Raw genomic sequence first — 23,030 nt, 5'->3', positions numbered from 1 at the left:
GCGGATCAGGCGCCCGGCAGAATATCCATGAAGGGCCGGATGCTGACGTGGAGGTTGCCCGGGCCCGCGGTCGCCTGGACGTTGTCTGCGAAGGCTACGGCGAGATTGAGGATGCCGTTGAAGGCTTTGGCTCCGGCGCCGATGCCGCCGACGATCGCGAGGTTGGCGCCCGCCAACCCGCCCGCTGGGTCGCCGGCCACAGCGGTGCTGTTGCCTCCCACGACGACCGCGACATTGAGCAACCCGTTGGCGCCGGCGAGGACTCCGTGGTTTTTGTCACCGACCACGGTGGCGACGTTGAGGATGTTGGCTGGGCCGTTGCCGACGGCTTCGACGCCGTTGTTGCCGAAGCCGACCACGGTCGCGACGGTGCCGAGATCCGCAGCGCCCTGCCCGCGGGCCGCGACGTTGATGTTGGAGTCGCCGACGGCGGTGGCGACGCTGCCGATATTGAGCCCACCCCCACTGGCCACGACCGCGTTGTGGTCGCCGATGGCGGTCGCGGCGATGGCGATGTTGCCGCCCACGCCACCGGCCTGGGCCGCCACGTTGGTGTTGCCGTCACCGATCGCGGTACCCAGGGTGGCGATATTGCCGCCAAGCCCCGATGCGGTGGCCGAGGCCCCGTTGTTGCCGCCGGCGGCGGTCGCCAAGGTAGCGATGTTCTCCAGCCCGGACGCCGAGGCCGTGGCCGAGTTGCCGCCACCGATGAACGCGGTGGCGACGGTAGCGGTATTGCCCGCGCCGTCGGCGGTGGCCGAGACCGCGTTGCCGTCGGTGATCGTGGTCCCCAGGGTGGCGATATTTCCGCCGATACCCACCGCCCGGGCCACGGCGGCGGTGTTGTTGTTGCCGATCACGGTGGCCAGCGTGGCGATGTTGCCGCCCACCAGACCGCCGGCCTCGACGACGCCGCCGGTGTTGTTGTCCCCGATCACGGTACCCAGGGTGGCGATGTTCTCCACGCCGAAGCTGCTGACCTTCATCTCGTTGCCGCTACCGAAAACCGTTGCGGCGGTGGGGATATTGCCGACTCCGGTCGCGCTGGCGGTGGCGATGTTGTTGTCACCGAAGGCATTGGCCATGGTGACGATGTTGGCGCCGATGCCCCCGGCCGCGGCGCTAACCTGGCTGTTTCCGTTGCCGATCGCGGTGGCGACGGTGGCGATGTTGCCGCCCGCGCCGGTCGCGCTGGCCGACACCCCATTGCTGTCGCCACCCGAGGTGGCTACGGTGGCGATGTTTTCCAGACCGAACACGGTGACTTCGGCGGAGCCCTTGTCGCCGATGGCGGTGGCAACGCTGGCGATGTTGCCGGAGCCGGTCGCGGTGGCCGAGACCGTGGTGTTGCCGTCACCGATCACCGTGCCCAGAGTGGCGATGTTGCCGCCGATGCCGACTGCCTTGGCGCCCGTGGTGGTGTTACCGCTGCCGAACACCGTGGCCAGGGTGGCGATATTGCCGCCGGCCCCGCCGGACCCGGCGGCGACGGTGCCGTTGCCGTCGCCCCAGGAGGTTGCCATGGTCGCGATGTTCTCCAGGCCAAACGAGTTGGCTACCAGCCCGCTGTTGTTCCCGACACCGGTGGCGATGGTGGCGATATTGCCCAGCCCGGTGGCACTGACGTTGGCAGTGTTGTTGTCACCGAACACGTTGGCCAGGGTGGCGATGTTGCCGCCGCCGCCGCCAGCCGAGGCACTGACCTGGCTGTTGCCGTCGCCGATCGCGGTGGCGATGGTGGCGATATTGGCGCCGATGCCGGGTGCGCTGGCCGCGACCCCGTTGTTGTCGCCGATTGCGGTGGCAAAGGTGAAGTCGTTCTCCGCGCCGAAGGTGTCGACCTTTGCGGTGTTGCCGTTGCCGATGACGGTGGCGACGTTGGCGGTGTTGCCGATACCGGTTGAGCTGACGTCGATCTTGTTGTTGTCCCCGAAGGCGCTGGCCAGGGTGGCAACATTGCCGCCGCCTCCCCCGGCCGAGGCGCTGACTTGGCTGTTGCCGTCGCCGATCGCGGTGGCGATGGTGGCCAGATTGGCGCCGATGCCGGGCGTGCTGGCCGCGACCCCGTTGTTGTCACCGATTGCGGTCGCGACGGTGAAGTCATTTTCCACGCCGAACGCCGAGACTTTGGCGGTGTTGCCACTGCCGACGACGGTGGCGAGGTTGGCCGTGTTGCCCAGGCCGATCGAGCTGACGTCGATCATGTTGTTGTCGCCGAACGCGTTGGCCAAGGTGGCGATGTTGCCGCCGCCGCCACCGGCCGAGGCACTGACCTGAGTGTTGCCTTGGCCGATGGCGGTGGCAAAGGTCGCGATGTTGGCGCCGACTCCGGGCGTGCTGGCCGAGACGTTGTTGTTGTCACCGTAGGAGGTCGCCACCGTGGCGATGTTCTCGATGCCGAGAGCGCTGGCCGAGGACGTGTTGTTGCTGCTGAACAACACGGTCGACACCGTGGCGATGTTGCCGGCGCCCAGCGCGCTGGCGGAAGCCGAGTTCTTGTCTCCGATCACGGTGGCCACCGAGGCGATATTGCCGCCTCCGGCGCCGGACACGGCGCTGACCTGACTGTTGTCGCTGCCGATGGCGGTGGCGACGGTGGCGATATTGGCGCCCAGTCCCGGTGCGCCGGCGGAAATTCCGTTGTTGTCACCGATTGCCGTAGCCACGGTGGCGATGTTTTCCACGCCGATCACATTGACGTCTGCGGTGTTGTTGTCCCCGATGACGGTGGCGACGCTGGCGATATTGGTCGCGCCCAGCGCCTTGTTCGTGACGCTGTTGCCGTCACCCAAGGCGGTCGCCACGGTGGCGATGTTGGCGCCGCCGGGGCCGGCCACGGCCTCAACCGCGGTGTTGCCCTGGCCGAGAGCGGTGGCCACGGTGGCGATGTTGCCCCCGATGCCGGGCGCGCTGGCCGAGACGTTGTTGCCGTCACCCAAGGAGGTGGCCACGGTGGCGATATTCTCCACGCCCAACGCGCTGGCGTGGGCGGTGCTGTGGCTGCTGAACAGCACGGTCGCCACGTCGGCGATATTTCCTGCACCCAGCCCGCTGGCCGAAACTGTGTTGTTGCCACCGAACAACACCGTGGCCACCGAGGCGATATTGCCGCCCCCGGCACCGGATTCGGCGGCAACCTGATTGTCGCCCTGGCCGAAACCGATCGCGGTGGCGACGGTGGCGATATTGCCGCCGACACCCAGTGAATTGGTGGCCGAGACCCCGTTGTTGTCACCGATCGAGGTGGCCACCGTGGCGATGTTCTCCACGCCGAACGAGCTGGCCGAGAGCGTGTTGTTGTTGCTGAACAACGCGGTGGACACGTTGGCGATATTGCCGGCGCCGAACGCGCTGGCCGTGACCTTGTTGCCGTTGCCGAACGAGGTGGCCACGGTGGCGATATTGCCGCCGGCGCCGCCGGCGTCTGCGCTGACCTGGCTGTTGTCGCTGCCGAAGGCGGTGGCGACGTTGGCGATATTGCCGCCGACGCCCACGCCGCTGGCTCCGACCGCATTGTTGCTTCCGGCGGTAGTGGCCACGGTGGCGATGTTGTCCACGCCGATCGCTTTTGCGGTGGCCGAGTTGCCGTTGCCCAGCGCGGTTGCCACGTTGGCGATATTGCCCGCCCCGAGCGCGCTTGCCGCGACGTTCGGGCTGTTGTTGCCGAACGCGGTGGCCACGGTGGCGATGTTGCCGGTGCCATTGGCGTCGGCGCTGACTGCGCTATTGCCGCTACCGCCCGCGGTGGCCACCGTCCCGATGTTCTCCGCACCGAACGAGTTGGCCTTGACCACATTGTTGTCGCCGAACAGCGCGGTGGCCGCGGTGAGGGTGTGCGCACCGGTCGCACTGGCGGCCACCGTGTTGCCGTCCCCGACGAACGCGGTGGCGACGGTGCCCAGATTGCCGCCTACGCCCGTCGCGGTGGCCGCGACGGAGTTGTTGTTGCCGAAGGCGCTGGCCAGAACGATCTCATTGAGGCCCGCGCCACCCGCCTGGGCCAGGACCGTGTTGTTGCCGCTACCGGCGACGGTGGCGACCACGGCATTGTTCTCCACGCCGAATGCGTTGGCTGCGACGCCGGAATTGTTGCTGCCGAAGACCGCGGACACGATACCGGTGTTCTCCACACCGTTGACGACGGCTGAGACGTCGGTGTTGTTGTTGCCGAACACCGCCGCCACCGTGGCGTTGTTTTCCACACCGTTGGCAATAGCGGTGACCGAGTTGTCGTTGCCGAACGCGGCGGCAACGGTGCCGATGTTGACCGTGCCGATCGAGTTGGCCCTGACCGTGTTGTTGTTGCCGAACGCGAGGGCGCCGGTGCCGAGGTTGACACCGCCGGTGGCGCTGGTGGAGCTATTGCTGCCGAACGAGCCGGCGACGTTCAGGACGCCGCCGGTCGCCTCGGCGGTGCTGCCGCTGCCGAAGGCAAGAGCGATGTCGGTCACGCCGGCGTTGGCCGTGCTGTTGGCCCCGGAGGCGACGGCCAGTCCGCCAAAGGTCGAGTTGGCGTTCGCGGTGCCGCCCTGCACCAGCTGAAGACCGAAGATGGAAATGCTGAAGTCCACGGCGGCCGGGAGCGCCAGCGCCTGCTGCAACGGCGCCAGCTGTGCCGCCGCGGCCGACACGCCGGTGTGGTAGGCCGACATCACGGCGACATCGGCGGCCCACATCTCCTCGTACAAGCCCTCGGTCGCGGCTATCGCAGGCGTGTTCTGGCCGAACAGGTTCGAGATCACCAGCGCCACCAGATCGTTCCGGTTGGCCGCCACCGCAGCCGGATGCACGATCGCGGCCTGCGCGGCCTCGAACACCGCCGCGACCGCGGTGGCCTGCCCCGCCGTCCCCGCGGCCGATGCTGCCGCCGCGCTCAACCAACTGGCGTAGGGCGCTGCCGCGGCCGCCATCGCCGCCGCGGCCGGGCCCTGCCACGCACCGTTGGCGAGGCCGGATGTCACCGTGGTGAACGACGACGCCGCCGCCTGTAGCTCGTCGGCCAGGCTTCCCCAGGCCGTCGCCGCCGCCAACATCGGTTGTGCCCCCGCGCCGGCAAACATCCGCAGCGAGTTGATCTCCGGCGGCAACACGGAAAAGTTCATGGGATGCGTCCGTTCCTGGTTGCAGAGCATGCACCGACCCCGCGGGGATCAGCAGGTCCCCCGGATCTGCCGCCCAGGCAAAGTGCAAACCCCCTGTGGGCGCGCCACTCGTGATCCCAAGCCATCGCGCACCTCCCGACACAGAGAGCCAGGTCAGCGACCGGCCATCGAACGGCATGGCAGCACGAACATAACCGGCTTTGAACCGCATTATCTGCGTTTGCGTGAATTCCCTTCGCCGGACCGAAATCGGATGCCAGCCGCTACTCCGGGCGACGTCTCCGCAACTGCGGTTGTGCATCCCCATGGTCGCGAAAAGCCTTATTGCTCAGTGTCTTTGCGACGTTCCCAGCGACGTGGGGCAGTTGGCGGCTCTGAAAAGTCGACGCCCCAGCCTCGTTACCCCAGCGTGGTGTGCATCAACATCACGTTGTACGCCGACCACAGCGACAGGTTGAAGTACACGTCCTTGCCCGTCGACCACGGGTGCATCATCGGCGCGTAGATGCCGCCGGGCATCTGCCAGGACGACACGAGCATTTGCTCCGGGCTCCACGGACCCTGGGGGGCCGGCGCGGTCCGTGCCACAACGTCGTTCATGCCGTTGGTGTACATCACCAAGTACTGCTTCAGATACGTGTTGTATTGAGCCGACATTTCGCCCACCGGTCCCGGGATCACCGGCGTCGCCGCATCCGGTTTGCCGGGTACCCAGGAATTCGAATCGCCGTTCCAGTACTGGTATTTGCTCAAGTCAGGTACGAACTGCTGGGGAACTCGCGCCAGGTACGCCGAACCGCCACGTCCCGGGGGCGTGCCGAACGAGTAAAGGTAACCGTCGTTGGACTTGACGAACGCCCCCATCTGGAAATTCTCATTGCCGGGTACAAACCTGGCTCGCCCGCTGTCGGGTCCGGATGCGCGGATGGTGCCGGGATAGACCCCCCAGTTCTGGCCGTTGTCCTTGGACACCGCGATGCCGGAGTAGTTGGTGGTCCATTCACCGTCGCGGCCCCAGTCGCGAATGGACATGAAGCTGACGTATTGGGTTTTCCCGACAGAGACTCCGGAGGTCGGAATGATTCCGGTCTCGTTGGGTGCCCACTTGATGCTGCTGATGATCTGTTTGGAAAAGCCCGGTTGGCGCACCGGTGAGCCGGAGTACCGGTTGGCCGCATCGCCCGGCGCAACGTGGATTCCGTCGCCCAGGTCACGGTCCTGGCTGCGGAACAGGGTGTTGTAGCGCCACTGATGTTCGTTGACAGCGCAATAGCCGAAGGTGTCACCGAAGGCCATGAGCACCTGATGGTTGGCGGGATCGCCGTTATCCCAGATGATTCCGAGGTCGGTTCCGGAGATGCCGAATTGCTGGAGAGTCTTGTTGGGGCTGTCGGGTCCGGTTACCCACTCGGCAAGCGAGGTCGTGGCACCCCCGAGTGCGGCGCCGGGATCCGGTGCCCCGGGCGCCGGTACCGCGGCCGGCGCCGGCGCTGGTGGTGGCGCCGCATTGGGGGCCAACTGGGCGGCATTGGGAGGCTGGTTACCCGGGTTGGGCGGAGCAGGCGGGGGAACCGCCGCCTGGTGCGGCGGAGTCGCGGCTTGCTGCTGTAGCGGCGCAGACCGCGGTGCCGGATTAAGCAACCTGGACAGGGGGCCCAACCTGGGCAACGGCGCCCGGTCGTTCGCACCACGAGGCCTTGGGCCTCGTGTCATCGGGCCGAGCGTGGTCCCCCCCGGGTTGGTCACAATGGCGTTCGGCGGCGGCGGGGCGTTGGCGGCGTCCCCACTGCACGGCACCGCCGTTGCTGCCGGCGCCAGGCCCACCGCACTGATGAGTCCCAATGCGGCCGCCGACGCCACCGATACCGACACGACTCGATGAATCGCCGACATGTCACAACCTTCCAGGGGCACAAACGTCGGGTTGACGTCCGCAGTTGGCTGATGTGACGATAGTGATTCATGTGGCCGTTGTGATCACTGATCCGCGATAGGTATGCGTCCGTGACCGTGTCGCAACGCAATTCGCATCGGCCCTGCCCGAGATCCAAGCGGCCGCCCCGTTGTTCGCGGGCCCGGCAGAAGTCTGCGCGTGGCCGCGCGACATCGATTAGACCCGATCGGCATTGGGTCCCGCGCAGTCGTGGCCGCGGCACCCCGCCGGGCTGGGTCAGCCCAACCGGGAGTGCTGGCCGGTTGCTGTCCCATGCGTTCAAATTCACCTTCGCCGGTCACGTCGACGTCGCGTTGCGCACGTTGCCCAAGCACGTGGAATTGACGGTGCACGACACCGGCATCGGCGAAGGCAGAACTGCCGTTTCTGTTCCGGCGGTTCCACCGCGTCCGGGGAGCCCCGCGACCGCACCTGCGAGGGCGCCGGCATCGAACTGGGTTCGTCGACGAACTGGTGCGCGGCCATCAGAAAAGCTGGAGGCAACGGGCCGGATCCGGGTCGCCAGCGAGGTCGATACCGACACGACCTTCACCGTCTGGATACCGCTGGGCCGCCGGCGGCGCGACGAAACCGTCGAGGGCCAACCGCCGCGGATCAGCGAGATCGCCGCCGCACTCGCCGAAGAGGCCGAGCAGTGGGACGCCCAGCGCGACGAAAGAGCAGCGCGAGGTCACACCGGACCGCGGCGCAGGCCTGCTCACCTCCCGAAGCCCGCGTCCCGCAACGCCCGGGCCATCGAACCGGCCGGCGAGTTGGCCGGCTGACGGCCGAAGTTCTTACCATGGACCGAGTTTCGCCGCTCTGGTCGGCTCACCGGCTGGCGTTGCGGATCGTCGTTGAGGCGCAGGCTCAGTCCGATCCTCCGGCGTTCGACGTCGACATCGATGACCTTCACGCGCACCACCTGTCCGGACCGTACGACGTCGTGGGGGTCGGCAACGAAGCGCTCGGCCATCGCGGAGACATGCACCAGGCCATCCTGATGCACGCCGATGTCGACAAAAGCGCCGAAGGCGGCAACGTTGGTCACCACCCCCTCCAAGACCATCCCCACCTTGAGGTCGGCTATCTTCTGCACGCCGGCGGCGAAGGTGGCCGTGGTGAATGTCGGTCGCGGATCGCGTCCTGGTTTCTCCAGCTCGGCGAGGATATCGATGACAGTGGGGATGCCGAAGCGGTCGTCGGCAAAGTCAGCGGGCCGCAGTGATCTCAAAGCGCCTGCGTCACCGATGATCTCGGCCAGCGAGAGACCAGTTCGGTCGAGGATGCGGTGGACGACGGGATATGCCTCGGGATGAACACCGGACGCGTCCAGCGGGTCGTCGCCGTCGCGGATCCGCAGAAACCCCGCACACTGCTCAAACGCTTTGGGCCCCAGGCGAGGAACTTCCAGCAGCGCGCGGCGACTGGCGAATGCGCCGGTCTTGTCACGATAGGCGACGATCGCTTCGGCCAAGGATTCCGATATCCCGGAAACCCGCGACAGCAGCGGAATCGATGCCGTGTTCAGGTCAACGCCCACCGCGTTCACCGCGTCCTCGACCACAGCGTCGAGGCTGCGGGCCAAAACCGCCGGGGTCACGTCATGCTGGTACTGCCCCACCCCGATCGACTTCGGGTCGATTTTCACCAACTCGGCCAGCGGATCCTGTAGCCGCCGCGCTATCGACACCGCTCCGCGCAGCGTCACATCGAGCTCGGGCAGCTCGCGCGCAGCATAGGCCGAGGCCGAATACACCGATGCGCCGGCCTCGCTCACCATCGCCTTGGTGAGTGCCGGGCCCCCGGCGGCACGGATGTCGTTGATGAGTTCGGCTGCCAGCGTGTCGGTCTCACGCGAGGCGGTGCCGTTGCCGACGGCGATCAACTCGACGCTGTGACGCGCCACCAGCGCGGCCAACGTTGCCTTGGCCAAATCCCATTGCCGTTGTGGCTGATGCGGGTAGATCGCACAAGTGTCCACCACCTTGCCGGTCGGGTCGACCACAGCAACCTTGACACCCGTCCGGAAGCCAGGATCCAGGCCCAGAGTCGTGCGCGCGCCGGCCGGCGCGGCGAGCAGCAAGTGGGTCAAGTTCTTGGCGAACACCGCGACGGCCTGTTGTTCCGCGCGTTGCCGCAGTCGGATCCGGGCGTCCACCGCTGCCGAAGACATCAGCCTGGTGCGCCAAGCGAATCTCACCGTCGCGGCCAGCCACGGCGTCGCGGCCTTCGCCGATACGTCAGCCGACAGGTCCACGCCAAGGCTGGCGGCGACCATCGCTTCGTAACCGTCGTCCGCGCCGCCGTCGAAGGTCAGGGCAAGGATCTTTTCCTTCTCCCCGCGCAGCACGGCCAGCACCCGGTGGGACGGCATCGTCTGCAGCGACTCGGAGAACCCGAAGTAGTCACGAAAGTTCTGTGCAGCAGCGCTTTTGGCGACGTCTTGCGACCACGGCGCGCTACCCAGCGTACCTTGCGCCCAGAACTTCTCCCGGATGGCGCCGACCAGCTCGGCGTCCTCCGCCGCTCGCTCGACCATGATGTGCCGGGCGCCTTCCAGCGCGGCAGCGACATCGGCGGCGTCACCGACATCAGCGCACACGAAGGCCGCGGCCGCAGCCTCCGGAACCAGGCCCGGGTCGGACAGTAATCGGTCGGCCAGCGGCTCGAGCCCGGCTTCGCGGGCGATCTGCGCCTTGGTCCGACGCTTCGGCTTGTAGGGCAGGTAGATGTCTTCGACACGAGATTTGGTGTCGGCGCTGAGCAGCGCAGCCCTCAGCTCGTCGGTCAGCTTCCCCTGTTCCCGGATCGATGCCAGCACCGCGGCCCGGCGTTCGTCGAGCTCCCGCAGGTACTGCAAACGCTCGGCCAGGGTTCGCAGCTGCCCGTCGTCGAGACCTCCGGTGGCCTCCTTGCGGTACCGGGCGATGAACGGGACCGTGGCGCCACCGTCGAGCAACCCGACCGCGGCGGCCACGTGGGCCTCCTCGACGGCCAGCTCCTCAGCTAGACGGGCGGTTACGGATTTGATTGCGGTGCTTGGATTCACGCGCAGGAACCCTACCGAATGGTCCCGACACCGCTGGGGCAACCGGGCACGGCGCGTCGCAGGCGTGCCCTCCCGCCGACCCCTCAGGCTGACGGTGGCCGGCCCGGCCTGGTCGAGGCACGGGCGGGTGCGGTGCTGTACATGGCAGCCCACACCGAACGCTCCAGGAAGCTGTCGGCGATGAACAGCATCTCGTCGCCGGCCCGGAGCACGTCGCCGGGCTGCGGAACTTTGACCGCGTCACCTCGCAGCACGGTGACCAAAGCGGTGTTGGCCGGTAGGTCAAGCTCGCACACCCGCCTTCCCACCAGCGGATTGTCTTCGGGCAGCGTCAGTTTCGTCAAAGCCGCCCGGCCCTCGCGCAACACCATCATGCGCACCAGGTGACCAACGTCGATGGCGCCCTCGACACCGGCGATCATGGCGCCCGGCGTCGAGACCGCCACATCGATGCCCCAGGAGCGGCCGAACAGCCACTCGTTGTGCAGGTCGTTGATCCGCGCCACCACCCGGGGCACCCCGAACTCGGTCTTGGCCAGCAGGCCCACGACCAGATTGGCCTTGTCGTCTCCGGTGGCGGCGATCAGCACGTCGCACGTCTGCACCCCCGCCTCGTGCATCGTCGACAGTTCGCACGCGTCGGCATGCAGCCAGTCCGCGGCAGGAACTGTGTGTGGTTCAAAGTTGTTCCGCTGCCGTTCGATCAGCAAGACCTTGTGCCCGCGATCCAGCAGTTCGTGCGCCACCGAACGGCCGACCTTGCCCGCGCCGGCAACCGCGATCCGCATTTTTCCCGTCGCCACCCAGTCATCTTGTCTTATCGGCTGCCAGGCTCCGGAGTGTGCGGCCAACAGCGGGCCGCCCCTTACTGATTTACTGGCAGCACGCCGCCTCGCGCGCCGAGCTACCGCTGCCGAGATCACATCTGGGACGGAAACGAAATGAGTTTGCAGCAGCTGTATCTGGCTTTGTTGATCGGTGGCCTCGTGCTGCTGGCCAGCATTGTGGGCACCCGGTTGGCGACTCGGGTGGGATTTCCCAGCATGCTGCTCTTCCTGCTGGTCGGCGTCGCCGTCGGTGAGGATGGGCTGGGGCTGAAGTTCGACGACGTCCAGCTGGCCAGGAACGTGGGTACCGCGGCGCTGGCCCTGATTCTCGTCGAAGGCGGATTGACCACGCGATTCACCGACATCCGCACGGTGCTGGGGCCCGCGGCAACGTTGGCCACCGTCGGGGTCCTCGGCAGCACGGCGGTTACGGCCGTTGGCGCGCACCTGCTGCTGCGCGTCGACTGGCAGGTGGCCCTGTTGCTCGGAGCCATCGTCTCCTCCACCGACGCCGCAGCGGTGTTCTCGGTTCTGCGGGTGCTGCCGCTGCCGCGGCGCGTCGCGGGGCTGCTCGAGGCCGAATCCGGGTTCAACGATGCCCCCGCGGTGATCCTGGTGCTGATGTTCAGCGCGGTGCCCTTCGCGGTCGAGCCCGGGCGCGCGATCGCCGATCTGCTGTTCGAGCTCCTCGCCGGCGCCGCGGTTGGGGTGGCTATCGGCTACCTGGGCGCCTTCGCGCTGCGACGGATCGCGCTGCCCGCCTCCGGCCTGTACCCGATCGCGACCTTCGGGTTGGGTCTGGTCGCGTTCGCGGCGGCCGGGGCAAGCCACGCCAGCGGATTCATAGCCGCCTATCTGGCCGCGGTGGTGTTGGCCAACACAGGCCTGCCGCACCGGTCGGCGACCCGGTCGTTCGCCGAGGGCGTCGGCTGGTTGGCACAGATAGGGCTGTTCGTGTTGCTCGGACTGCTGGTGAACCCCGGCGAGGTGGCGCATGACGTGGTTGCCGCTATCGTCGTCGGACTGCTCTTGCTGCTGATCGCCCGGCCCCTGTCGGTGGTGGCATCGTTGGCGGCGTTCCGGATCCCCTGGCACGACCAAGTCTTCCTATCGTTGGCGGGACTGCGCGGCGCGGTGCCGATCGTGCTGGCTACCTTTCCCGTCGTGGCGGGCGTCCCGGATAGTTATCGGCTGCTCAACATCGTCTTCATGCTGGTCGTGGTATTCACCCTGGTGCAGGGCCCGAGCCTGCGCCCGATCGCGCATCGGCTGGGCCTGTTTTCCCGCGAGGCCACCCGCGAGATCCAGGTGGAAGCGGCGCCGCTGGACGTGCTCGACGCGGAACTGCTGACGATGACCGTGCAGCCGCCGTCACGCCTGCACAACGTCACCGTCCTGGAGCTGCGGCTGCCCGACCCAGCCGTGATCACCCTGATCATCCGCAACGGCCACACCTTCGTCCCGATGCCCGACACGCGGATCGAGCGCGGCGACGAACTACTGATCGTCACCACCAGCAAGACGCGGGCTGCAGCCGAGTCGCGACTTCGCGCGGTGAGCCGGCGGGGCAAACTCGCCTACTGGTTCGACGAGTACGGCGAACCCGATTGACGCCCGGCCGGCGTCGGCCACGACACCGGACCCGAGCTCGTACGGGCAGCCAGCAACGCCGCCAGGAAGCATCCCAGCGCTGTCCAGCCCTCGACACCGCCGAGCCCGTTCTTGGCCAGCGCGACGAGCGCCACACCCGCCGCGACCACCAGCACACCGGCGGCGACCGAACGGACCCCGGTGGCCTGAACCGGCCCGTCCCACCACGGCAGCCGCCGGTGCTCGAGCGGTGCGAGCAGCCGAAACACCCCGGCCATGACGATGGTGAAGACAATCGCGCGCAGTGCCAGACGAGCCCAGAACCCGGGCGCGTGCACCTCGTATGCGTCGAGACCCGCGGCGTGCAGGGCAACCGCGGCAACCGCGATCGACGGGATGTGCCAGAGGTAGAGCGTCATCGCTCCCCCGTTACCCACCGCGACGACGTGCCAGACGCGCGGTCGAGCCGCCCACCGCCGGATGGCTCCCGCGGCGGCGACGAACGCGCACGACATCCACGTGCAGTGCAGCGCAAGCAGCAACGTCGGCGGCGACACGTTGGACATCCGTTCGGCACCCGTCACCACCAGCGAGACGTCATAGGCGCTGGTGAGGGCGAGCTTGAGTTGTGCGGTGAACGCGCAGCCAGCTGCCACGAGCGCGATCCGCGGGCCGATCAGCCGCCGTGCGTAGCCGACACCGATGACCACCGGGATCAGCCACACGATCAAGAAGTTCGCCACGCCCGATTCGGGAGTGCCCGCGGCGAACCGGATCTGGTCGACCGCGGTTGCCGCCGCCAGCAGCGACGCGACCACGGCCGCGACCCCGCGACCCGTCCGCAGCCGCGTCAACACCGGCACGAATGCGAGCACCACGAGGTAGACGCCGAGAAACCACAGCAGCGCGACGCACTCGCGTCCCAGTGCCACCGCCGACTCCGCGCCGAGCGTCACCCGCACCGCCAGCAGCGCTGTCACCCAGCAGGCGAGGTACCAGAACACGGGCCGGCACAGGCGCTGCGCCCGGGTGAACAGCCAGGTGCCCCACGGGGCGCCGGCGTGCCAGCCGTAGGCGCCCGCGGCGCCGCCCGCCAGGAAGAACAGCGGCATCACCTGAACCAGCCAGGTGATTGGGGTTAGCGCCGGTAGCTCACCGAGCAGGTTGGCGATCCGGACGCCGTGGGAGTCGATGGTGGCAAGCAGCAGGGCGCAGTGCCCGAACATCACGACGACGAGCGCGCCGAGGCGGGCGACGTCGACGGCGCGGTCGCGGTCGGCGGGAGTGTGGTGCGCGGTGGCGGCGGCATCGAATTGGGTCGCGGGCATGCGACCAGCATGCGGATCCGCACGCTGGCCGCGGATGAGTAGGACTACCCGACTCGGGGACGTCTCTGGGCACGGCCGGCAGCCCGGCCCGGAACCCTACTTCTGCAAGGTGAACTGGTTGACGTCGATGTAGCCGTCGCGAAACAGCTTGGCGCAGCCGGTCAGGTACTTCATGTAGCGCTCGTAGACCTCTTCGGACTGGATCGCGATGGCCTCGTCCTGGTGCGCCTGCAACGCCTCGGCCCACAAGTCCAGGGTCCGCGCGTAATGCAGTCGCAGTGACTGGCGCCGCGTCAGGGTGAAGCCCGCCTTGGCCGACTGCTCCCCCACCATCTCGATCGTCGGCGGATGACCGCCCGGGAAGATCTCGGTCTGGATGAACTTCAGGAAGCGGGCCAACCACAAGGTGAGCGGCAGGCCGGCATCGACCATCTGCTGCATGGTCAGTCCGGTGATGGTGTGCAGCAGCATGGCGCCGTCGGCGGGCAGCATCTGGTATGCCCGCGCGAAGAAGTCCGCGTGACGGTCGTGGCCGAAGTGCTCGAAGGCGCCGATGGACACGATGCGGTCGACGGGCTCGTCGAACTGCTCCCAGCCCGCGAGCAACACCGTCCGGCTGCGCGGGCTGTCGAGCTCGTCGAAGGTTTTCTGGACGTGGGCGGCCTGGTTTTTCGACAACGTCAGGCCGACGACGTTCACGCCGTACTTTTCGATGGCCCGGCGCATGGTGGCGCCCCAGCCGCAGCCGACGTCGAGCAGCGTCATGCCCGGCTGCAGGCCCAGCTTGCCCAGCGACAAGTCGATCTTGGCGAGCTGGGCCTGCTCCAGCGTCATGTCGTCACGCTCGAAGTAGGCGCAGCTGTAGGTCTGGGTCGGGTCCAGGAACAGCCGGAAGAAGTCGTCGGACAAATCGTAGTGCGCCTGCACGTCGTCGAAATGCGGCGTCAGCTGTCCAGCCATGGGTTGCTAGTGCCTTTCCGGCCCAGAGACCAATTTATGGTGCCCGCACGAATGCGCACCGACAATATCCCCCAAGGCGTGCCCGGGAAATGCTAGCCGATTCCGTGTCGCGTCGCTAATTCAAAGCGGACCACGTCATCCGGTCAGCCTGGTCAGCCAGCTCGAATTCTGCAGATCCACGGCCTTCTTGCCGTCCCACACGAATGGGGTCCCATTGGCGCTGAACGTGGCGAGGGTCTCGCTGGCAGCGGCCGCCTTCGACTGGGCGGTGCCACGGTCACTTCCTGACTTGATGCAGCTGATCGCTGTGGTGTTGGCGCCCACGGTCTGGGCCAGATGTGCCAGTTCGGCGTCGGTGCGGTCGGAGGCGGCGCCTTCCTGGGGCTGGAAGTCGCTGCCGAACAAGGCGGCATAGAAATCGCTGTAGACCTTCGGATCATTTTGGTCCGCGACGCAGTATGAGGCCGCCACCGCACGCGTCGAGTAATTCTTGGTGTGCGATTGGTCGTCGAGGAAGTTGAGCAGGTGATAGCGCACCGCGAGCTTCTTATCGGCCACCGCGGTTTCAATGTCGCTCGCATACGACCTGATGAAAGCGCCGCAAGGCGGGCAGATCGGCTCGTTGAAAATGTCGATCGTTGTCGCGGCGGCGGAACTGCCGACAAAGACGCCGTCATTGAGCACCCGAAGCTCAACCGCGTCGGCCGCCGGCGGCGACGTGGGCCCCGGCCGCGGTGCCGACGACCGCCACGGCTTGGCAACGACGATGCCCAGTCCTGCCGCGACGGCTACTACGACCGCCACCGCAACGCCCACCCACAACCAGGGCGCGCCGCCGCCACCAGAGGGCTGGACCGGCGGTTGACCCCACGGTGGTGCCCCGGCGGTCCCGGGATACCCGGTGCCCCATCCGGTGGCGCCGGTCCACGGCGTGGGCTGCGGTGCACCCGTCGGGACCGGCGACCCGGGCGGAGTCGGCGGGGACCACCCGGCGGGCTGTGCAGCGGGAGTCGACGGCGTAGGCATCGGGGGCGCGAAACCCGCGGCCGGCTGGCCGACGGCCGCGGCCGGCAGTTGGGCTACCTGGCTGCGCTGCAAGATGTCGGTGGCCCGGTCCTGGTCGGGGGTGGCCAGCGCCGCGTAGGCGGCCGCGGACAGGTCCCCGCAGGTGGCGTATCGGTCGGCCGGATCCTTGGCCATGCCGCGGGCGATCACCTGGTCGAAGGCGGCCGGGATGCCGGGCCGTGCGGCGCTGGGCCTCGGGATGGCCTGACTCAGGTGTGCGCCCATGACGCTGAGCTGGTCGCCTCGATACGGTGGTGAGCCGGTCAAACACTCGTACAGCACGCAGGCCAAGGCATAGATGTCGGCCCGATAGGTGACCTCGGTGTTGGCGAACCGCTCCGGCGCCATGTAGTAGAGGGTGCCGACCGTGCTGCCCAGCTGCGTCAGCTTTTCGTCGGAGGTGGCGCTGGCGATCCCGAAATCGACAAGGTAGGCGAAGTCGTCACCACTGACCAAGATGTTTTCCGGCTTCACGTCGCGATGTGTCACCCCGGCAGCGTGTGCGGCATCGAGCGCGGAGCCGATCTGGCGCACCACCGCCACGGCCCGCGGCGGGGTCAGCGGACCGTAGCGCTTCAATATGGCGGCCAGGTCCTTGCCGTCGATCAGGCGCATGTCCACGTAGAGCTGCCCGTCGATTTCGCCGTAGTCGTGAATCGGCACCACGTGCGGTTCGTGTAGCCGCCCGGCGGTGCGGGCTTCGCGCTGCATACGGGTGCGGAATACCGGATCGCTGGACAGCGTCGGCGACATGAGCTTCAGCGCCACGACGCGCTCGCGCACGGTGTCTTCGGCCTCATAGACGTCGCCCATGGCGCCGCGACCGACCAGCCGCCGCAGCCGATACTGACCGAACTGCGAACCCTCCCGCGAATCCGCGGTCGTATCACCCATCGCCGACTCCTCACCCGCCTTCCGCATGCACGACTTAAAGCGCCTGGACGCGGTGACGTGCAGGCATAAGGCTAATCGGTTTGCCGTCCGGGGGGCGCGGTGGACAACGAGAATGCCGCCACGACAGCGAAGCTATCCGGTATCGACCCGCAGGTCGGACAGCTGCATCGACACCAGGGTCGGAGCAGGCAGCGGGCGATTGCCGGGGCCGATCGGGTAGACCCGTCGGCGCGTCTGGAAAACCAGCCCGCCGGCGTCAACCGGCTCGGTGCAGTAGTGCGCGGCCCGTGCCCAGTGTCCGACCACCTCGGCGACGTAGTCATGTCGACGCAGCCGACCGCCGGCATCGAAATAGAAACTCTGCCGCGGCGAGTGGGTATGGATGTGCGCCGGGAACGTCGCGTTGAGCCGCCGCCAGGTCTCGCCGCCCTCGCGCCATGTCCCTGCCTCGTCGACTTCGACGCCGTCGCGCGTCAACAGGTAAGGCGTGGTGAGGTAATTCCACATGGCATACCCGGCGAAGTAGACCGAATCCAGCGGATCCCACCGGAAATTCCGCCGCAGGCCCGAGCGACCGAAAAACGCCGGCCGCGGGTTCGCCCGTGAGCTGATGACGTGGCCGTCGTGGCTCTCGATCCGCACCGTCCCGTTGTCGAAGACCCCACGCTGCCCGTCAACCGGGAACGGGTCAATGACCGTGCGCGGTTCCTGCACATCAACGGTGATGCGGTAGTCCTCGAACCGGTTGCCCGGGACGCGGGTACGGACCAGCAGCCCGCCGCTGCGTACCCGCGAATGGATCTCGGCGGCGGATTGCCACCGCTGCAGCCCGCCGTGGGCTTCCAGCGCCTCATCGAGCAGGGTGCTCGTCATTGTCACGTCCTCGGTCGAGGTTGATCGGTGCTCCTCGAGGTAATCGAACACCAATCACCACTTCGGCGTCAGGGTCGTTCTGCGTGACCACCGTGCGGATCATCGTCGTGCACCGGCGCTGTGCCCGCCCGCTGACGATCCCGGGCATCCGTCGGTTCTTCGTCCTGCTCGGCGTCGGCCACCGTCAGCGGCAACGCCAGTTCTTCGAGCGGGCGCCGTTCCGCTGCCACCCCGAGCCACAGCTCGACCAGGCCGGCGGCGGCCATCACCACGGCGCCGATGAGGAACGACCAGAACACCTGGCTGCGCTGGCCGGAATTGATCAGCTGACCGAACAACAACGGGCCGCTGATGCCGCCGATCGCGGTGCCGGTCGCGTAGAAAAACGCGATCGCCAGCGCCCGTGTCTCCATCGGGAAGATCTCACTGACGGTCAGGTAGGCGGCGCTGGCCCCCGCCGAGGCCAGGAAGAAGGCCACCGCCAGCACGATGATGAATGTCCAGACGCCGCCAGTGCCGGTCACGAACAGCGCCGCGAGCACCACGGCCACCACAGCCGACCCGATGTAAGAGAAGGTGATCATGGGTTTGCGGCCGATCGTGTCGAACAGCCGCCCGAGCACCAGGGGGCCGACGAAATTACTGAGCGCCCACACGATGAAGAACACCGGCACGTGTGCGGACGCCACCCCGTAGAAACCGCTCAACAGGGTGCCGAGGTTGAACGTCACACCGTTGTAGAGAAACGCCTGCCCGATGAACAGCGCCAAGCCGAGGACCGCGCGCCGCGGATAGAGCGTGAACGCCACCCTGGCAATCTCCCAGAACGAAATCGTATGGCGCTGACGTACTTTGAGTGGTCGCCCTTGCGGCTCGGGCAGCGGTTGGCCGGTATCGCGCTCGACTTCGCCCTCTATCTCGCCGACGATCCGCTCGGCTTCGTGCTCGCGCCCGTGAATGAACAACCAGCGGGGGCTTTCCGGAACGTTGCGCCGGACAAGCAGAACGAAAATCCCGAAGATGGCGCCCACACCGAAGGCGAGCCGCCATCCGATGTTCGGCGGGAAGTTCGACGTGTCCAGCACCACGAGGGCGCCAGCCGCCCCGGCAGCCGACCCCAGCCAGTAGGTCCCGTTGATCACCAAATCCACCCGACCGCGCACCCGCGCCGGGATCAGCTCGTCGATCGCGGAATTGATGGCGGCATACTCGCCGCCGATGCCCGAGCCGGTGAAAAAGCGCGTCAGGAAGAAATACCACGGCGCAAACGCGAAAGCCGTTGCGACGGTTGCGATCAAGTACACCGCGAGGGTGAGCAGAAACAGATTCCGCCGGCCGAACCGGTCGGTCAGGTGACCGAAGAACAATGCGCCCAGGCAGGCCCCGGCGATATAGAACGACGCTGCCAAGCCGATGTCTGCGGCGTTGAGCTCGATACCGCTACCGTGCTCGGTCAGGCGTGACGACACGTTGCCGACCATCGTGACTTCGAGGCCATCGAGAATCCATACGCCGCCCAGGCCGATGACGACGCGCCAGTGGAACCGCCCCCAGGGCAGCCGGTCCAGGCGTGCCGGCACCTGGGTGGTGATGGTTCCGGTTTGCGCGCTCGCACTCATGGCTGGCTCCGTTCTGGGTAGGCGGCGACTGGCCCCGCTACCGCGCCTGGGGGATGCCGGCGGCGTGCCGGCACCAAACACCGTCCGCGACACTAGCCAACTCGCGGGCAACCCCCGTACGCGACCTAGGTCGTCGCTGACCACCATGCCCGAGGCGCCATCCCCAAACCGGGTGGTTAGCTTCAGGAATGCAACGCGAACCTGAGCTCGCCCATCGTCTGTACGATCGCTTCGAGCCCGTCCACGCCGTGACGTACTTCGCGCCGGAGGCGCGTGCGGCCCTGACAAATCTCGGTTACCGCGGGTTTTGGATGGGTTACTTCGCTGCTCGGTCGGCCCCGCTGGGCCAGGTGCCACCCGAAGTCGTGAGCGCGGTGTTCTACAACTTCGCCCTTGCGCGGGTGGCCAAGGCGCTACCGGCGGCGTGGGAGATCGCGGGGCCGCACCTTGCGTTGCGAGCGCGCGCCGAGTCGGCGGTGGCGGCGCTGCGACGGTACGGACTCACCGACGACGACGAAAACGTGCGCACCGCAGCCCGATTAGCGGGTAGCGCTGCGCGGCGGGCGCGAGTCGACGGCCGGCCGCTGTTCGCCGCCAACCGCGCCCTGCCCTGGCCCGAGGATCCGGTGGCCGCGCTGTGGCATGCGACAACGCTGCTGCGCGAGCATCGCGGCGACGGGCACGTAGCGGTGCTGGTCGCCGCCGGTATCTCCGGACGAGAGTCCAACGTGTTGCACTGCGCGGCCGACGCGGTGCCCCGCGACTACATCATGCAGACCCGCCACTACGACGACGCCGAGTGGCGCGCATGCCAGCAGAGCCTGGTCGACCGCGGCCTACTCGACGAGGACGGTTCCCCGACACCCGCCGGACGCGATGTGAAGAACCACATCGAGGCCACCACCGACGCGCTGGGGTTGCACGCATACGACGCGCTGGACGACGGCGAGCTCGAGGCGTTGCTGCAGGCGCTGACCCCGATCGCGCGGACGGTGATCGACGGCGGTGACATGCCGGCCGTCACGCCGATGAGACTGCGACGGGATTTCTAGGCCGACGTTGCGGCGGGCCGGCGTCCGGCGTGACGAGCAGCCGACTGGCGCCGCATCGGGTACTCCTGCGGTGCGATACTCGCACCCACCACCCGGCTGAAATCTAGGGAATACGAACATGAGCGATGTCATTCGATCTTCGGCCCACGCGTCGACGGCAGCCTCCGCGGAGGCGGCGGCATCCACCAGCGCCGAGGACGTCCGCACCGGAATGAGTTCGGAGGCCCTTCGTCAGGCCATCGAAGACCACCTGCGCTACTCACTCGGCCGCCCGGCCACCCTGTTGCAGCCGAAGCATTACTACCGCGCCTTGGCGCTGGCCGTGCGCGACCGGATGCAGCGGCGGTGGATCGAGACCACTCAGACCTATCTCAACCTTTCCCGCAAGGTGGCGTGTTATCTGTCGGCGGAGTTCCTGCTCGGCCCGCACCTGGGCAACAACCTGCTCAACCTGCAACTCGAGGGCCAGGCCCGCACCGCGTTGGCCGCGCTGGGCCAAGACCTCGACGAAGTGCTGGCCTGCGAGGAGGAGCCGGGATTGGGCAACGGCGGGCTGGGCCGGCTGGCGGCCTGCTACCTGGACTCACTGGCCACCCTGGAGCGTCCGGCCATCGGTTATGGCATCCGCTATGAGTTCGGCATTTTCGACCAGGAAATCCACGACGGCTGGCAGGTCGAGAAAACCGACAACTGGCTGGCCGACGGCAATCCGTGGGAGATCGCCAAGCCCGAACTGAACTACCAAGTCGGCTGGGGCGGCCGCACCGAGTCCTACACCGACGGGCGGGGCAGGTACCGGGTGCGCTGGATCCCGCAGCGCGCCGCCAAGGGCGTCTACTACGGCACGCCCATCCAGGGTTACGGGGTCAACACCTGCAACACCCTGACCCTGTGGAGCGCCCGCGCCATCCAGTCGCTGGCCCTGGACGCATTCAACGCCGGCGACTACTACCGGGCCGTGGATGACCAGGTGGTGTCCGAAACCCTCACCAAGGTGCTCTACCCCAATGATCAGCCGGAAGTCGGTAAGCAACTGCGGCTGGCCCAGCAGTATTTCTTCGTGTCCTGCTCGCTGCAGGACATGCTGCACCTGCTGGAAGACTTCGCCGGTCTGCCCGTCCGGGAACTCTCGAACCGGGTCGCGATACAACTCAACGACACCCACCCCTCGATCGCCGTCGCCGAGCTGATGCGGCTGCTCGTCGACGAGCGCGACCTCGACTGGGACGAGGCATGGCAGATCACCGTGGCCTCGCTGGCCTACACCAACCACACCCTGCTGCCCGAAGCGCTCGAAACCTGGCCGCTGTCAATGTTTCAACGATTCTTGCCGCGGCACCTGGAGATCATCTACGAGATCAACCGCCGCTTCCTCGACCAGGTACGCGCGCGGTTCCCCGGTGACGAGGACCGCGTCCGGCGGATGTCGCTGATCGACGAGGACGGCGACCGGCGAATTCGGATGGCGCACCTGGCCACCGTCGGCAGCCATGCCGTCAACGGTGTCGCGGCATTGCACTCCGAACTACTGAAAACCACTGTGCTCAAAGACTTCTACGACATGTGGCCGGAGCGCTTCAGCAACAAGACCAACGGGGCGACACCGCGCCGGTTCGTCGCCCTGGCCAATCCCGGCCTGCGCAGACTGCTCGATCAGCGGCTCGGAGAGGGGTGGTTGCGCGACTTGGACCGGTTGCATGCGCTGGCTCCCTTGGCGGGTGATCCCGCACTGCAGCAGCAGTGGCGGGCCGTCAAGCGGGAGAACAAGGCGCGGCTATCGGACTATGTACGAGCCAACACCGGTATCGCCCTGGATCCGGACTGGCTTTTCGATATCCAGGTCAAGCGCATTCACGAATACAAGCGCCAGCACCTCAACCTGCTGCACATCATCACCGCCTACTACCGGCTCAAGCAGCGACCGGATCTCGAAATAATGCCGCGCGCATACATTTTCGGCGGCAAGGCGGCACCCGGTTACACAATGGCAAAACTCATCATCAAGCTGGTCAATTCCGTCGCGGAAACGGTCAACGCGGATCGCGACGTCAACGACCGCATGAAGGTGGCGTTCATCCCGAACTTCAACGTGCAAAACGCCCAAGTGATCTATCCGGCAGCAGATCTCTCCGAGCAGATCTCGACGGCCGGCAAAGAAGCATCGGGCACCGGGAATATGAAATTCATGATGAACGGGGCGCTGACCATCGGCACCCTCGACGGCGCCAACGTCGAGATCCGCGAGCAGGTCGGTGCGGAGAACTTCTTCCTCTTCGGGCTGACCGTGCAAGAGGTGCAACGGGTGCTCGGCCAAGGCTATCGGCCCAGGGACTACATCGCCGAAAGCGGGGAGCTCACAGCAGTTCTCGGCCTGATCGCCGACGGGCGGTTCTCGCGCGGCGACACCGAGGTGTTCGCCCCGCTGATCGCCAACCTGACCGACCACGATCCGTTCTTGGTCATCGCCGACTACGCCGACTATCTGCGCGCCCAGCGGGAGGTCGACGCCACCTGGCGGGACACCGAAAGCTGGACCCGCAAGTCCATCCTCAACTCCGCGCATAGCGGAAAGTTCTCCTCGGACCGGGCGATCGCCGAGTACTGCGACGACATCTGGAACATCACGCCGGTGCCGATCGGATCCCCGAACGACTGACCACGTGGGTACCAGTGCAACAAAAAGATCAAAAGGACTGCCACATGCGTCGCACACGCCACTAGAGTGCTGTGCGTGG

Annotated in this window: 12 protein-coding genes and 1 pseudogene; 4 read left to right on the top strand and 9 right to left on the bottom strand. The window is 67.1% G+C overall.

What is annotated here, in order from left to right; translation table 11 throughout:
* Positions 1 to 5: 5 nt before the first annotated feature.
* A complete protein-coding gene (locus MKAN_RS27525) occupies positions 6 to 5,102 on the bottom strand; it encodes a beta strand repeat-containing protein (protein ID WP_023374015.1) in 5,097 nt (1,698 codons plus the stop codon).
* Between the two features lie 399 nt (positions 5,103 to 5,501).
* Positions 5,502 to 7,149: pseudogene (locus tag MKAN_RS27520) on the bottom strand (DUF4185 domain-containing protein).
* Positions 7,150 to 7,298: 149 nt separating this feature from the next.
* Here MKAN_RS27520 and MKAN_RS27515 point away from each other — a divergent pair.
* On the top strand, positions 7,299 to 7,820 hold the full coding sequence (locus tag MKAN_RS27515) for an ATP-binding protein (protein ID WP_023374011.1): 522 nt from the start codon (positions 7,299 to 7,301) through the stop codon (positions 7,818 to 7,820).
* On the opposite strand, the gene MKAN_RS27510 is transcribed toward MKAN_RS27515, so the two are convergent.
* Both MKAN_RS27510 and MKAN_RS27505 read right to left on the bottom strand, forming a co-directional pair.
* A complete protein-coding gene (locus MKAN_RS27510; RefSeq protein ID WP_023374009.1) occupies positions 7,754 to 10,087 on the bottom strand; it encodes a Tex family protein in 2,334 nt (777 codons plus the stop codon). The two genes, MKAN_RS27515 and MKAN_RS27510, sit on opposite strands and share 67 nt — an antisense overlap.
* Before the next feature lie 83 nt (positions 10,088 to 10,170).
* Complete coding sequence (locus MKAN_RS27505) at positions 10,171 to 10,875, bottom strand: potassium channel family protein (protein WP_023374007.1); 705 nt, start codon at positions 10,873 to 10,875, stop codon at positions 10,171 to 10,173.
* 153 nt (positions 10,876 to 11,028) lie between these two features.
* On the opposite strand from MKAN_RS27505, the gene MKAN_RS27500 reads away from it, so the two are divergent.
* Positions 11,029 to 12,525, top strand: coding sequence for a potassium/proton antiporter (locus MKAN_RS27500; protein ID WP_023374005.1), 1,497 nt, complete (start codon positions 11,029 to 11,031; stop codon positions 12,523 to 12,525).
* Here MKAN_RS27500 and MKAN_RS27495 read toward each other — a convergent pair.
* The 5 genes from MKAN_RS27495 to MKAN_RS27475 form a co-directional block, all read right to left on the bottom strand.
* The gene (locus MKAN_RS27495) at positions 12,492 to 13,832 is read right to left on the bottom strand and encodes an acyltransferase family protein (RefSeq protein ID WP_023374003.1); all 1,341 of its coding nucleotides are present in this window, start codon (positions 13,830 to 13,832) and stop codon (positions 12,492 to 12,494) included. The genes MKAN_RS27500 and MKAN_RS27495 overlap by 34 nt on opposite strands.
* 96 nt (positions 13,833 to 13,928) lie before the next feature.
* A complete protein-coding gene (gene mmaA2, locus MKAN_RS27490) occupies positions 13,929 to 14,792 on the bottom strand; it encodes a cyclopropane mycolic acid synthase MmaA2 (RefSeq protein ID WP_023374001.1) in 864 nt (287 codons plus the stop codon).
* A gap of 135 nt (positions 14,793 to 14,927) precedes the next feature.
* Positions 14,928 to 16,751 (bottom strand): serine/threonine protein kinase PknE, encoded by a 1,824-nt coding sequence (locus MKAN_RS27485; protein ID WP_023373999.1) that lies wholly within the window; start codon positions 16,749 to 16,751, stop codon positions 14,928 to 14,930.
* Between the two features lie 132 nt (positions 16,752 to 16,883).
* The gene (locus MKAN_RS27480; protein WP_042314102.1) at positions 16,884 to 17,624 is read right to left on the bottom strand and encodes a hypothetical protein; all 741 of its coding nucleotides are present in this window, start codon (positions 17,622 to 17,624) and stop codon (positions 16,884 to 16,886) included.
* 68 nt (positions 17,625 to 17,692) lie between these two features.
* Complete coding sequence (locus MKAN_RS27475) at positions 17,693 to 19,243, bottom strand: MFS transporter (RefSeq protein ID WP_023373995.1); 1,551 nt, start codon at positions 19,241 to 19,243, stop codon at positions 17,693 to 17,695.
* Positions 19,244 to 19,431: 188 nt separating this feature from the next.
* Here MKAN_RS27475 and MKAN_RS27470 point away from each other — a divergent pair, with 188 nt between their 5' ends.
* Together MKAN_RS27470 and MKAN_RS27465 are read left to right on the top strand one after the other, a co-directional pair.
* The gene (locus MKAN_RS27470; protein WP_023373993.1) at positions 19,432 to 20,295 is read left to right on the top strand and encodes an SCO6745 family protein; all 864 of its coding nucleotides are present in this window, start codon (positions 19,432 to 19,434) and stop codon (positions 20,293 to 20,295) included.
* Positions 20,296 to 20,506: 211 nt separating this feature from the next.
* Complete coding sequence (locus MKAN_RS27465) at positions 20,507 to 22,951, top strand: glycogen/starch/alpha-glucan phosphorylase (protein ID WP_225722973.1); 2,445 nt, start codon at positions 20,507 to 20,509, stop codon at positions 22,949 to 22,951.
* The last annotated feature ends 79 nt before the right edge of the window (positions 22,952 to 23,030 follow it).

This window comes from Mycobacterium kansasii ATCC 12478 (assembly GCF_000157895.3).
Taxonomy (GTDB): Bacteria; Actinomycetota; Actinomycetes; order Mycobacteriales; family Mycobacteriaceae; genus Mycobacterium; species Mycobacterium kansasii.
Note: the sequence above shows the minus strand (reverse complement) of the source record. Positions and strands in the feature narration are given on the sequence as shown.

Bases quoted from the DNA above. Each gene is read 5' to 3' on its own strand.
- MKAN_RS27525 (WP_023374015.1), bottom strand. From the start codon at position 5,102: ATGAACTTTTCCGTGTTGCCGCCGGAGATCAACTCGCTGCGGATGTTT.
- MKAN_RS27505 (WP_023374007.1), bottom strand. From the start codon at position 10,875: ATGCGGATCGCGGTTGCCGGCGCGGGCAAGGTCGGCCGTTCGGTGGCG.
- MKAN_RS27500 (WP_023374005.1), top strand. From the start codon at position 11,029: ATGAGTTTGCAGCAGCTGTATCTGGCTTTGTTGATCGGTGGCCTCGTG.
- MKAN_RS27495 (WP_023374003.1), bottom strand. From the start codon at position 13,832: ATGCCCGCGACCCAATTCGATGCCGCCGCCACCGCGCACCACACTCCC.
- mmaA2 (WP_023374001.1), bottom strand. From the start codon at position 14,792: ATGGCTGGACAGCTGACGCCGCATTTCGACGACGTGCAGGCGCACTAC.
- MKAN_RS27485 (WP_023373999.1), bottom strand. From the start codon at position 16,751: ATGGGTGATACGACCGCGGATTCGCGGGAGGGTTCGCAGTTCGGTCAG.
- MKAN_RS27480 (WP_042314102.1), bottom strand. From the start codon at position 17,624: ATGACGAGCACCCTGCTCGATGAGGCGCTGGAAGCCCACGGCGGGCTG.
- MKAN_RS27475 (WP_023373995.1), bottom strand. From the start codon at position 19,243: ATGAGTGCGAGCGCGCAAACCGGAACCATCACCACCCAGGTGCCGGCA.
- MKAN_RS27470 (WP_023373993.1), top strand. From the start codon at position 19,432: ATGCAACGCGAACCTGAGCTCGCCCATCGTCTGTACGATCGCTTCGAG.
- MKAN_RS27465 (WP_225722973.1), top strand. From the start codon at position 20,507: ATGAGTTCGGAGGCCCTTCGTCAGGCCATCGAAGACCACCTGCGCTAC.